Below are 9,911 nucleotides of genomic sequence, written 5' to 3'. Positions count from 1 at the left end.
CGAGGCCGGAATCAGCGACCCAGGTTCAGGTCGAGGCTGCCGTGCACGACCTGCTGGTTCTGCTGGGCGACCCGGTCCAGGTAGCTGCGGGACTTGGTCACCTCGGTCTCCAGCGTGCCGATCGTGGCGGCCATGTTGTCCAGGGCCTCGACCTTGAACGTGTCGATCGCGTCCATGGTCGCGTAGATGTTCGCGAACGCGGCCTGCAGTTGCGGCAGCCCGATCGTCGCCGACGCGGCCTGCTGCTGGATCGCCACCGAGTTGTCCCGCAACATCTGCGAGGTGCGCTCGATCATGCCGCTGGTGGTCGTGTTCAGCGCGGTGATCTGGTCCAGCACGAGCTTCTGGTTGCCCAGCGCCTGCGCGACGATGACCGCCGTACGCAGCGCCGAGACCGTGGTGGTCGAGGCGCGGTCGACGCCCTTGATCAGCTCGATGTTGTTCTTGATCACGATGTCGATGGCCAGGTAGTTCTGGATCGACACGGCCAGCTGGGTCAGGATGTCCTGGTGCTTCTGGCGGACGTAGAACAGCACGTCCTCGCGGAACGCCTTCGCCTTGTCCGGGTTCGTCGCCTCGAGCTCCGCGATCGCCGCGGACAGTCGCGCGTCGAGCCGCTCGGCGACGTACACGTACTGGTTCAGCCGGGTCATCGCGTCCCAGAGGTTCTGCTTCTCCAGGTTCAGCGCGGCGTTGTCCTTGCCGAGCTCGTCCTGGCCGTTGCGCAGGCTGTGCAGGATGCCCTCGAGGTGGCTCTGCGCGCTCTGATACTTGCGGAAGTAGTCCTCGATCTTGTCGCCGAACGGGATCATCCCGAGCAGCTTCTTCGGCCCCGTCGCTTCCTTCGGGTCCAGGTCCTCGACCGTACGACGCAGCTCGAGCAGGGTCTTGCCGACGGTCGAGCCCTCCGACAGACCGCCGCTCTGCAACGCCTTCACGGGCTGCTGCAGCAACCGGTTCGAGCTCTCGGCCGCGGCGCGGATGTCGACGTCACCCATGCTGCGGACGTCACTCGCCTTCGCCGCGAACTCCGGCGACCGCGGCTCGGCCGCCATCAGCGAGGTCAGGAACGTGTCGACCTTCGCGTCCAGCCCCGGCAGCGCGGCCGGGTCGACAGCGGGCGCCATGCTGGGCGCGGCCGTCTCGGCAACAGGCTGTGACGGCGGCGGAGCGGTCAGTATCAGCCCTGGCGCGGTAGCCGTGGGCGGCTGCAACGGCGCCTGCGCCGCGGCCGCTTGAGCGGCGCCTGCTGTGTTGTCTGCCTCGGTCATCGTCGTTCCCCTCCGGTGGCCTCCGCGAAGCGTCCCCGCGCCCGCGCCCTGTCACCTCCGTGACGCGCACACAATCTAGTCGGTTCCAGGTCCCGATGGTTGCCCTGTTGCCTACTCGTTGTTAGCTGCGGCGGTAACTAACAAAGCTGAAGCCGTCGCGGGGTTCGCGGGCGGTTTCGGTCCAGTGTGCCGGGGTGAGCGGCGGAAACGTAACGTCACCCTCGGGGGATTGGTCGACCTCGGTGAGTTCGAGGGCGTGGGCGCGGGGAAGGGCCTGGCGGTAGATGTCGCCACCGCCGGCGATGTACAGCGTGCCGTCGTACTGGAGGGCCTCGTCGAGGGAGTGGGCCACGGCGACGCCGTCGGCGGACCAGTCGGGCTGGCGGGTGACGACGACGGTACGGCGGCCCGGTAGCGGGCGGCCGATCGAGTCGTAGGTCTTGCGGCCCATGACGAGCGTGTGGCCGAGCGTGAGCTGCTTGAACCGTTGGAGGTCCTCGCGGATGCGCCAGGGCAGGTCGTTGTCCCGCCCGATCACGCCGTTGCGGCCGACCGCGGCGATCAGGATGACGCTCATACGGCGATGGGCGCCTTGATCCCGGGGTGCGGGTCGTAGCCGACCAGCTCGACGTCGGCGATCTCGTAGCCGTCGATCGAGTCGCGCTTGGCGAGTTTCAGCGTCGGTAGCGGGCGCGGCTCGCGGGTCAGCTGCAGGCGCGCCTGGTCGAGGTGGTTCAGGTACAGGTGCGCGTCGCCGAGCGTGTGCACGAAGTCGCCGACCTCGAGCCCGGTCTGCTGCGCGACCATGTGGGTCAGCAGCGCGTACGACGCGATGTTGAACGGCACGCCCAGGAAGATGTCGGCGGACCGCTGGTACAGCTGGCAGGAGAGCCGGCCGTCCGCGACGTAGAACTGGAACATGGTGTGACAGGGCGGCAACGCCATGTCGTCCACATCGGCCACGTTCCATGCGCTGACGATGTGGCGGCGGGAGTCCGGGTTGTTCTTGATCGACTCGATCACCTCGGCGATCTGGTCGATGTGCCGGCCGTCGGGCGTCGGCCAGGAGCGCCACTGGTAGCCGTAGACCGGGCCCAACTCACCGTCCGCGTCGGCCCACTCGTCCCAGATCGAGATGTTGTTCTCGTGCAGCCACTTGACGTTCGTCGAGCCGCTGAGGAACCAGATCAGCTCCCCGATCACCGACCGCAGATGCAGCTTCTTCGTCGTCACCGCCGGGAAGCCCTGGGTGAGGTCGTACCGCGACTGGTACCCGAACACACTCAACGTGCCGGTCCCGGTCCGGTCGCCCTTCTCCGCCCCGTTGTCCAACACATGCCGAAGAAGATCCAGGTACTGCTGCATGGTGCCAACCTACAGCCCTGGCAGACTCGCGGCGTGGAACAAGTGCTGACTCTCGTGGTGCGAGTCGAGAAGAACGCGCGGCCCGCGCAGACCGATGCGCTGGAGACGGCGGCTCGTGCGGTGCTGGCGATCCTCGCGGACGAGCGGTCGTACGGCGAGGGCGAGTGGGCCGAGGCGATGACGTCCTGGCAGGACGACCGCATCCGCAAGATCGTGAAGCGCGCCCGCGGCGCAGAATGGCGCCGAGCCGAAGCCCTACCGGGCATCACCGTGCTCGGCCACGGAACAGGAACCGATGCACCGGCGACCGCCGGTAGCGCCCCGGCGGAGCCGGAGGATGCTGGTCCCGCGGCAAACGGCGGTGCTGCGGCTGAGGTGCGCGTGTTTCCGCCTGCGCCGGTCGACGACGTACCGGCTGAGATCGCCAACCTACAGGTGAGCGGGACGGACTTCGTCGACGCGGGGGAGCTCCCGCCGGTCGAGCCCGGCGTACCTGTGCTGTGGGTGAATCCGGAGTTGGAGATGTCGAGCGGCAAGGCGATGGCGCAATGCGGTCACGCGGCGCAGCTCGCCTGGTGGAGGCTGTCAGACGAGAGCCGCAAGGAGTGGGCGGCGTCGGACTTCGCGCTGGCCGTCCGTACGGCGACTCCCGCGCGCTGGGCGAAACTACTGGCGAGCGACCTCCCGGTCGTCCAGGACGCCGGCTTCACCGAGATCGCGCCCGGCTCCCGCACTGTGATCGCGGAGCACCCTCAACTCAACCGATAACCCGCCAGCGTGATCCGCTCCAGGTCCGGGGCATCGTCCGGCGGCGTCCCCTCGTAGACGAAGCCGAACAGCGCGCTCAAAGCGTCCTCGCCGAGCTCCAACGGGTTGAAGTCGAACGGCTGCTCCTTGACCGCGACCGGCCGCTCGACGACAACGAACTTGGTGAATTCGGCCCAGTCGGCATCGTCCTCGTCGGCGCGCTCACCGGCCCAGTACGGCTGCTCGAACGGAAGCGGTTCGCCGAGGTTCTCCAGGATCCCGTCGTCCGGCGACAGGCTGAGCGACCGCCGCAGTACGCCGTTCTCCCACACCGCGTAGGCGAACCAGCCCACGACGCTGTGCATCGCATGCAAGTAGACCGTCCGTCCCTGCGCCTCGTCCAGGAACCGCTGAGGCAGTTGAGAGGGGCGTTCCTGGGCGGCCTCTTCGGTCAGGAGGACAGTGAGCCCGGGATAGACCCCGGCATATACCGTGCCGTCTTCCGGGTTCGACTGGTCCGCGAGGGTGCCGTCCTGGAACGGGATCAGGCTGGTGCCCGGGTGGAGTCGTTCGACGACGGCCCGGGTGGCGGCGCGGTCGATCGGCGGGTGGTCTCGGAGTACGCCGGCAATGTCGGTGTCGGTGTCGGCGTACATGATCATCCAGTCCTTGGCGCCCATGCAGGACTTTCTACCGGATGACGCGGTAGTGGAGGTGGGTGACGCGGTCGCCTTGGACGATCCGGGGGTTGTCCAGAAGGACCTGCGGGCCGACGTACTCGCCGAAGAACTTGACGCCGGTGCCGAAGAGGACGGGGACCAGGTTGTAGGCGATCTCGTCGACGAGGCCGGCGGCGATTGCCTGGCCGGTCAGGTTGCCGCCAGTGATGCTGATGTCGTGGTCGCCGGCATAGGCGCGTGCCTGGGTGATCGCTTCCTCGATGCCGTTGACGAACGTGAACGGCGCGTCCGGGAACGGCCAGTCCGTCGGCGGCTTGTGAGTGACGACGAAGACATGCTCGCCGACCGCCGGTACGCCGTTCCACCCGTTGGTGATGTCGAACAGGTGGCGACCGATCACGCACGAGCGGACGTTCGGCCAGGTCGCGTTGATGTAGTCGGCGCTCGCCTGGCTGACGTGGAACGGCCGGCCCGGGTCGGTCCCATAGACCTCGACCGGGCCGTTGCCGTACCAGTCGAACAGCGGCCCGACCCCGTCCTCGGTGTCCGCGACGAACCCGTCCAGGGAGACCGCCGCGGTGGCGATGACGTTGCCCATGGCTACTACTCCTTCACGATCCGGTAGGTGAGATGCTGCGCGCTCGGAGTGGAGACGGCCTCGGTCAGCTCGAGCTTCAGCCCGGTCGCCGGCTCGGCCGGGAACAACCGCGTCCCGTCACCGAGTACGACGGTTGCCACGTGCAACCGCAGTACGTCGGCCAACCCGGCCGCGAGGGCCTCGTGACAGATCTGACCGCCGCCCATCACCACGACGTCCTTGCCGTCGGCAACCTCGAGCGCCTGCGCGACCGCCTCGGCGGGGCTGGCGACGAACCGGAACCGGTCGCCGAGGCGAGTCTTCTCCGGGGGAGCGTGGGTGACGACGAAGATCGGCGGGTTCACCTCGCCGGTCGGCTTCGCGCCGTACCCCATCTCGTCGCTCCATCCGCCAGGCCCATCGATGACGTCGAACAGGTTGCGGCCCTGGATCACGGCGCCGGTCTCCTCGAAGGCGGCGTCCAGTACGGCGCGGTCCGCGTCGTTTCCGTGGAAGACCCAGTCGTGCAGGGCCATGCCGTTGTCACCGAGCCCGTTGTCGAGGCCGGCGTTGGGCCCGGTGACGTAGCCGTCCAGTGAGACCGAGATGTCGACGACGACCTGGCTCATGACTTCGCCAGCAGTTCGGCGAGGCGGTCCATGGAGTCGTTGATGCCGTTCTCCATGCCGTACTCGATCGACTGGTCGCGGGCGTCGACCGACGGGAACACCGACTGCTGGTGCAGCCGTACGCCGTTGTCGGTCGGCTCGAGCGTCATCTTCTCCAGGCAGACCTCGCCCGGCGCGCCCTCCCACTCGAAGGTCTGGATGACGAGCTTGTCCTGCTCCACCGTGTGGAAGACGCCGCGGAACGCGTACTCACCGGAGTCGTCGCGGTGGATGTAGCGATACGTGCCGCCGGGACGTACGTCGTACTCCTCGATGGTCGCGTCCAGGTTGCGCGGGCCGAGCCACTCGGCGACCAGGTCGCGATCCGTCATGATCTTGAACAGCTGCGCCGGCGTGGCGGCGAACTCACGCGTCACCTCGACGAACGGGGTGCCGGCCGGGGTGTTGATGACGGTTCCAGTCATGATTCGTTCTCCTTCAACAGTGCTTCCATCCGGCGGAAGCGGCGTTCGGTTTCGAGCCGGTAGTTGTCGATCCAGCTCGTCAGGGCTTCGAGGGCGGCCGGCACCAGGTGGCACGGGCGGCGCTGGCCGTCCCGGGTCCGGGTGATCAGCCCGGCGGCCTCGAGCACCTGGATGTGCCGCGACACCGCCTGCTTGGTGATCGGGAACGGTTCGGCCAGCTCGTTCACCGTGGCCGGTCCGCGCGACAGCCGCGCGATCATCGCCCGCCGGACCGGGTCGGCGAGTGCCGCGAACGACCGGTCGAGCTGATCATCATCAACTGTCATGTTTATCAACCATTTCCTTGATCAACCGATGTGTTGAATATAGGGCGAGGCTTCGCGGGTCGTCAACCCGCCAGTTTTAGCAACTTTGGTTGACACTTCGGCGTTGTCAACCTAAGTTGCTTATATGACCGAGTTGGTGGATCCCGAGGACCCGGCGGCCGGGTTGGCCGCGGTGGTGGCGTTGCGCCGGCTGGCTGACCGGCTCGAGGACAGTCAGGTTGAGCGCGCGATGCGGTCCGGCTGGAGCTGGGCCGAGGTGGCCGAGGTGCTGGGGGTCACCCGGCAGGCGGTGCACAAGAAACATGCCCGGCGGCTGCTCGCCGCCGGGGTTGCCCTGAGGAGGCGCTGATGTCGACCGATGTTCGCTCGATCCTGGTGCGGGCGGCCCGCGTCGAGGCCCGCCGTGACGGCTCGCGGACGATCGAGGCCGAGCACGTACTGCTCGCGCTGGCCGGGGAACACGACACTGCGGCCGCGCAGTTGCTGGCCGACGCCGGCCTGACCGAAGACGCGATCCGGTCCGCCCTGAATCGCGAATGGGAGCAGAGCCTGGCCGTTGCGGGGATCGAGGTCCGGGCGGGATCGTTGCCACAAGCAACTCCCGAGCAAGGCCGCGATCCGCAGATCGGCGAGTCGACCAAACTCGTGCTGCACCGGGCGATGGACGCCGCCCCGAAGCCGGGCGCCGGCCGCATCGGTCCGATGCGCGTCCTGGTGGGTCTCCTCGCGACCGAACGCGGCCGGGTGGCCCGTGCCCTCGATGTCGCGGGCGTGGACCGCGCCGCCCTTCGCGCCAGGGCCACCGAAGCATTAGCAGCAGGCACACGCTGATGTCCCCGCCGGTAGTGGCCGAGCGCCGAACCCGGACCGATCGACTCTTGGCCTGCGGCCTGGTTGCGGGTCCGCTCTTCGTGGTCGTCTTCATGCTCGAGAGCGCGTTCAAAGGCGCCGGGTACAGCGCGCTTCGGCACCCGGTCAGCTCGCTGGAGCTCGGTGGCGGCGGCTGGGTGCAGGTCGCAAACTTCCTCGTCGCCGGGGTGCTCACGATGGCGTTCGCCCTCGGGGTCTGGCGATCTGGTCATCGTGCAGGCGCCGTACTGATCGGGGTCTGGGGAGTCGGGCTGCTCGGCGCGGGGGTGTTCACGACCGACCCGGTGAGTGGCTTTCCACTCGGTACGCCGGCCGCGTCCGACTACACCACCTCCGGCGCAATGCATGACGGGTTCTCGTTGCCGGCGTTCCTTGCTCTGTTCGTTGCCCAGCTCGTGCTGTCCCGCGGGAACGGCCGACGGTGGTTGGTGTATTCGTTGCTCAGTGCAACGGCCTATCTGGTCTGCTTCTTCCTCGCCAGTGCGGGCTTCAACCAGACGGCCGGGTTGGTCGCGGTGGGCGGGCTGTTCCAGCGGCTCGCGGTTGTCGTCGGGTGGGGGTTCACGATCGCGCTCGCGGTGCGACTGCGCCGTACCTAGATCGTTTCGAAGGCGGCCATCATCGCCATGTCCTCGTGCTCGAGGTTGTGGCAGTGGATCAGGTACTTGCCTTTGTGAGTGGTGAACTTCACGAGTACCTCGACCACCTCGGCGGGACGGATGTCGACGGTGTCCTTCCAGCCGTGGTCGTACTCCGCGACCTTCGTCTTCCCGCCGCGACTCAGCACCTGGAACGGCGCGAGGTGGACATGCACCGGATGGTGTACGTCGGTGACGAAGGTCCAGATCTCGTACTGATCGAGCTTCACCTGCGCCTGCATCACCGCGGGATCGAACGCCTTCCCGTTGATCGTCCACCCCGAGTGACCACCTCCGCGGCGGAAGCGCCACTCGCGTCGCACGACGCCGGTCGGCCGGGGCGTCACGGCGTACGACGAGAGTTTGGCCGGGATGTTGCTCTCGTCAACGGCCTTGCGAACGATCTTGAAGCGCATGACGTTCGAGTTGTTGTCGAGCTTGTTGACGAGTGTGACCTCGTCACCGGGGCGATACTGCGAGAAGTCGACGATTACGTCGAACCGCTCGGCCGGCGCGATCACGACGGTCTGGTGCTCGACCGGTACGTCGAGCAGGCCACCGTCGCTGCCGATCTGAACGAACTTCGCGGGTCCGTTGCTGAAGGCAAGCTCGTACCGGCGGGCGTTGCTGGCGTTGAGGATACGGAAGCGGTACCGGACCGCATCGACCTCGTGGACCGGCCACGGCGCGCCGTTCACCAGCGTGACGTCCGCGATCACCCCTTCCATGTACGCCGGTTCGACGCCGGGACCGTCCTTCGCGGCCGGGTACAGGAACGAGCCGTCGGCGTCGAACGCGCGGTCCGCGATGACGAGCGGGATCTCCCGATCACCCTTCGGGAGCGGGAGGTTGTCCTCTTCGTCGTCGCGGATGAGATGCAGTCCGAACAGTCCTCGATAGACCTGCGGTGCGGTGTAGTCCATGGTGTGGTCGTGGTACCAGAGCGTCGCGGCGCGCTGGGAGTTCGGGTACGTGTACGTGCGGCGGCCCATCGTCATGTCGCCGCCGGCCATCATGTGGTGTTCGGCGTGGCCGCCGTTCGCGGGCATCACGAGGTCGAGCGGCCAGCCGTCGCTCGGCGCCGGCGTGTGGCCGCCGTGGAGGTGGACGACTGTCGAGACGTCGAGTTCGTTGACCTGCTCGACGACGGTTGTGCGACCGCTGCGTACGTCGAAGGTCGGTCCGGGGAACAGACCGTCGTACCCCATCACTTCGGTCGTGAGACCGGGGAGGATCTCGCGGCTCGCCTTGCGCTGGACGACGCGGTAGTAGTCGGCCTTCGCGTCCGAGCGGACCGGCTTCTTGACCGGCGGGACCGGGAGCGGGACCTGGAACGGTGCGGGGAGTTTCGCCTTGCTGCGCAGGAGTTCCCCGGCCTGTGCGGGCTTCGCCTCCTGTCCGCAGCCCGTCAGCGCCAGGGTCGCGCCGGCGCCGGCGATCATGAACCCGCGGCGGGACATCTTCATCGTTTCGCCTCCCGGCGACTCGTTCGGGCAGTGGAACGGAACGACCAGACCGTCATCCAGACGACGGCGGTCACGATGGCGGTGCCGAGCGGGATGTGTACGGCGAAGTTCTGCGCGTAGCCGAACGTGAGCTGGACGAACTCGGCCACGACGAGTACCGCGGACGCGATGGTCGGCCAGATCCGGCCGCGGCCCGCGATCGTGTAGCACGCGGCGACGATGGTCTGGAGCAACGCGATCATCCAGATCGATCCGCCGATGGTGGCATGGATATCGGTCATCGCGTCGACGTTGCCGGCCAGGAAGTACCCGGCGGCGATCGGCTGCGCGATCACGAGGAGCGCGTGCAGGACCAGGGTGATACGGAGAAGCTGGAGGCTGGCGCGCGGACGGCGTATCTTGGCCGGTTGCTCGATCGTGGCGGTCATGCTGCCACCCGCTGACGGTCGGTCTGCCGGTTGGTGAGCCGCTGACGGTTGATCCAGATGGCGAGGGCGACCGTGGTCGCGACCAGGGCGATGCCGAGCGGGATGTGGATCGCCAGCTGGCGGCTGTAGCCCATCGAGACCTGGACGACCTCGCCGAGCCAGATCAACAGGCTCACCGCGGCCGCTTGCCAGCGTCCGCAGGCCCGCCACCAGATCGTTGCTGCCAGCAACTGCCCGAGCCCCAGGAAGACGATCACGAGACCGGTCGGCTCATGCATCCGCAGACCGGCGGGCGAGCCGTCCAGGTAGATCCCCGCGAACACCGGCTGCAGACAGATCGCCACGGCATGCAGCCCAGCCACCATCCGGAGCACCGTCAAAGCCTTCATGTAGACAGACAATAGTAGTCTGGCTACATGTAGAGCAACCAGGTATCACCCGGACGCAGCC

The 9,911-nt window shown here is 67.6% G+C and carries 15 protein-coding genes; 4 read left to right on the top strand and 11 right to left on the bottom strand.

Features of this window, described 5'->3' with window-relative positions; translation table 11 throughout:
• Positions 1-11: 11 nt before the first annotated feature.
• The 3 genes from AB0J62_RS05150 to AB0J62_RS05140 all read right to left on the bottom strand — a co-directional run bounded on the left by AB0J62_RS05150 (position 12) and on the right by AB0J62_RS05140 (position 2,636).
• The gene (locus AB0J62_RS05150) at positions 12-1,271 is read right to left on the bottom strand and encodes a toxic anion resistance protein (protein WP_134107413.1); all 1,260 of its coding nucleotides are present in this window, start codon (positions 1,269-1,271) and stop codon (positions 12-14) included.
• 121 nt (positions 1,272-1,392) lie between these two features.
• Positions 1,393-1,848: a dihydrofolate reductase gene (locus AB0J62_RS05145; protein WP_363864583.1), complete on the bottom strand. Its 456-nt coding sequence runs from the start codon at positions 1,846-1,848 to the stop codon at positions 1,393-1,395.
• Positions 1,845-2,636, bottom strand: a complete 792-nt coding sequence (locus AB0J62_RS05140) for a thymidylate synthase (RefSeq protein ID WP_363864581.1) — start codon at positions 2,634-2,636, stop codon at positions 1,845-1,847. The genes AB0J62_RS05145 and AB0J62_RS05140 overlap by 4 nt, the downstream gene beginning before the upstream one ends.
• A gap of 33 nt (positions 2,637-2,669) precedes the next feature.
• Between AB0J62_RS05140 and AB0J62_RS05135 the strand changes: the two genes are divergently transcribed.
• A complete protein-coding gene (locus AB0J62_RS05135) occupies positions 2,670-3,404 on the top strand; it encodes a peptidyl-tRNA hydrolase (RefSeq protein ID WP_363864579.1) in 735 nt (244 codons plus the stop codon).
• Here AB0J62_RS05135 and AB0J62_RS05130 read toward each other — a convergent pair.
• Genes AB0J62_RS05130 through AB0J62_RS05110 form a run of 5 tightly spaced genes read right to left on the bottom strand, consistent with a single transcriptional unit; the run spans position 3,389 to position 6,059 of the window.
• The gene (locus AB0J62_RS05130; protein WP_363864577.1) at positions 3,389-4,063 is read right to left on the bottom strand and encodes a hypothetical protein; all 675 of its coding nucleotides are present in this window, start codon (positions 4,061-4,063) and stop codon (positions 3,389-3,391) included. The genes AB0J62_RS05135 and AB0J62_RS05130 overlap by 16 nt on opposite strands.
• A gap of 10 nt (positions 4,064-4,073) precedes the next feature.
• Complete coding sequence (locus tag AB0J62_RS05125) at positions 4,074-4,661, bottom strand: dihydrofolate reductase (protein WP_363864575.1); 588 nt, start codon at positions 4,659-4,661, stop codon at positions 4,074-4,076.
• 5 nt (positions 4,662-4,666) lie between these two features.
• Positions 4,667-5,269: a dihydrofolate reductase family protein gene (locus AB0J62_RS05120; protein ID WP_363864573.1), complete on the bottom strand. Its 603-nt coding sequence runs from the start codon at positions 5,267-5,269 to the stop codon at positions 4,667-4,669.
• The gene (locus tag AB0J62_RS05115; protein WP_363864571.1) at positions 5,266-5,733 is read right to left on the bottom strand and encodes an SRPBCC domain-containing protein; all 468 of its coding nucleotides are present in this window, start codon (positions 5,731-5,733) and stop codon (positions 5,266-5,268) included. The genes AB0J62_RS05120 and AB0J62_RS05115 overlap by 4 nt, the downstream gene beginning before the upstream one ends.
• Positions 5,730-6,059, bottom strand: a complete 330-nt coding sequence (locus AB0J62_RS05110) for a metalloregulator ArsR/SmtB family transcription factor (RefSeq protein WP_134107429.1) — start codon at positions 6,057-6,059, stop codon at positions 5,730-5,732. Before AB0J62_RS05110 ends, AB0J62_RS05115 begins: the two co-directional genes overlap by 4 nt.
• Before the next feature lie 124 nt (positions 6,060-6,183).
• Between AB0J62_RS05110 and AB0J62_RS05105 the strand changes: the two genes are divergently transcribed.
• The 3 genes from AB0J62_RS05105 to AB0J62_RS05095 are packed head-to-tail and all read left to right on the top strand — an operon-like array spanning position 6,184 to position 7,528.
• Positions 6,184-6,408, top strand: coding sequence for a hypothetical protein (locus tag AB0J62_RS05105; RefSeq protein WP_130441176.1), 225 nt, complete (start codon positions 6,184-6,186; stop codon positions 6,406-6,408).
• Positions 6,408-6,890: a Clp protease N-terminal domain-containing protein gene (locus AB0J62_RS05100; protein ID WP_363864568.1), complete on the top strand. Its 483-nt coding sequence runs from the start codon at positions 6,408-6,410 to the stop codon at positions 6,888-6,890. Before AB0J62_RS05105 ends, AB0J62_RS05100 begins: the two co-directional genes overlap by 1 nt.
• On the top strand, positions 6,890-7,528 hold the full coding sequence (locus tag AB0J62_RS05095) for a DUF998 domain-containing protein (RefSeq protein ID WP_363864566.1): 639 nt from the start codon (positions 6,890-6,892) through the stop codon (positions 7,526-7,528). The genes AB0J62_RS05100 and AB0J62_RS05095 overlap by 1 nt, the downstream gene beginning before the upstream one ends.
• Here the strand turns inward: AB0J62_RS05095 and AB0J62_RS05090 are convergent.
• The 3 genes from AB0J62_RS05090 to AB0J62_RS05080 are packed head-to-tail and all read right to left on the bottom strand — an operon-like array spanning position 7,525 to position 9,850.
• The gene (locus AB0J62_RS05090) at positions 7,525-9,033 is read right to left on the bottom strand and encodes a multicopper oxidase domain-containing protein (RefSeq protein ID WP_363864564.1); all 1,509 of its coding nucleotides are present in this window, start codon (positions 9,031-9,033) and stop codon (positions 7,525-7,527) included. The genes AB0J62_RS05095 and AB0J62_RS05090 overlap by 4 nt on opposite strands.
• The gene (locus AB0J62_RS05085; protein WP_363864562.1) at positions 9,030-9,461 is read right to left on the bottom strand and encodes a hypothetical protein; all 432 of its coding nucleotides are present in this window, start codon (positions 9,459-9,461) and stop codon (positions 9,030-9,032) included. Before AB0J62_RS05085 ends, AB0J62_RS05090 begins: the two co-directional genes overlap by 4 nt.
• Positions 9,458-9,850 (bottom strand): hypothetical protein, encoded by a 393-nt coding sequence (locus AB0J62_RS05080; protein ID WP_363864560.1) that lies wholly within the window; start codon positions 9,848-9,850, stop codon positions 9,458-9,460. The genes AB0J62_RS05085 and AB0J62_RS05080 overlap by 4 nt, the downstream gene beginning before the upstream one ends.
• Positions 9,851-9,911 lie beyond the last annotated feature (61 nt).

Source organism: Kribbella sp. NPDC049584 (genome assembly GCF_040675555.1).
GTDB lineage: Bacteria > Actinomycetota > Actinomycetes > Propionibacteriales > Kribbellaceae > Kribbella.
This window is presented reverse-complemented; position numbering and strand designations above follow the sequence as displayed.

Excerpts from the sequence above, each read along its gene's own strand:
- AB0J62_RS05095 (WP_363864566.1), top strand. The coding sequence starts at position 6,890 with ATGTCCCCGCCGGTAGTGGCCGAGCGCCGAACCCGGACCGATCGACTC.
- AB0J62_RS05130 (WP_363864577.1), bottom strand. The coding sequence starts at position 4,063 with ATGGGCGCCAAGGACTGGATGATCATGTACGCCGACACCGACACCGAC.
- AB0J62_RS05115 (WP_363864571.1), bottom strand. The coding sequence starts at position 5,733 with ATGACTGGAACCGTCATCAACACCCCGGCCGGCACCCCGTTCGTCGAG.
- AB0J62_RS05145 (WP_363864583.1), bottom strand. The coding sequence starts at position 1,848 with ATGAGCGTCATCCTGATCGCCGCGGTCGGCCGCAACGGCGTGATCGGG.
- AB0J62_RS05120 (WP_363864573.1), bottom strand. The coding sequence starts at position 5,269 with ATGAGCCAGGTCGTCGTCGACATCTCGGTCTCACTGGACGGCTACGTC.
- AB0J62_RS05125 (WP_363864575.1), bottom strand. The coding sequence starts at position 4,661 with ATGGGCAACGTCATCGCCACCGCGGCGGTCTCCCTGGACGGGTTCGTC.
- AB0J62_RS05150 (WP_134107413.1), bottom strand. The coding sequence starts at position 1,271 with ATGACCGAGGCAGACAACACAGCAGGCGCCGCTCAAGCGGCCGCGGCG.
- AB0J62_RS05090 (WP_363864564.1), bottom strand. The coding sequence starts at position 9,033 with ATGAAGATGTCCCGCCGCGGGTTCATGATCGCCGGCGCCGGCGCGACC.
- AB0J62_RS05140 (WP_363864581.1), bottom strand. The coding sequence starts at position 2,636 with ATGCAGCAGTACCTGGATCTTCTTCGGCATGTGTTGGACAACGGGGCG.
- AB0J62_RS05100 (WP_363864568.1), top strand. The coding sequence starts at position 6,408 with ATGTCGACCGATGTTCGCTCGATCCTGGTGCGGGCGGCCCGCGTCGAG.
- AB0J62_RS05080 (WP_363864560.1), bottom strand. The coding sequence starts at position 9,850 with ATGAAGGCTTTGACGGTGCTCCGGATGGTGGCTGGGCTGCATGCCGTG.
- AB0J62_RS05085 (WP_363864562.1), bottom strand. The coding sequence starts at position 9,461 with ATGACCGCCACGATCGAGCAACCGGCCAAGATACGCCGTCCGCGCGCC.
- AB0J62_RS05110 (WP_134107429.1), bottom strand. The coding sequence starts at position 6,059 with ATGACAGTTGATGATGATCAGCTCGACCGGTCGTTCGCGGCACTCGCC.
- AB0J62_RS05105 (WP_130441176.1), top strand. The coding sequence starts at position 6,184 with ATGACCGAGTTGGTGGATCCCGAGGACCCGGCGGCCGGGTTGGCCGCG.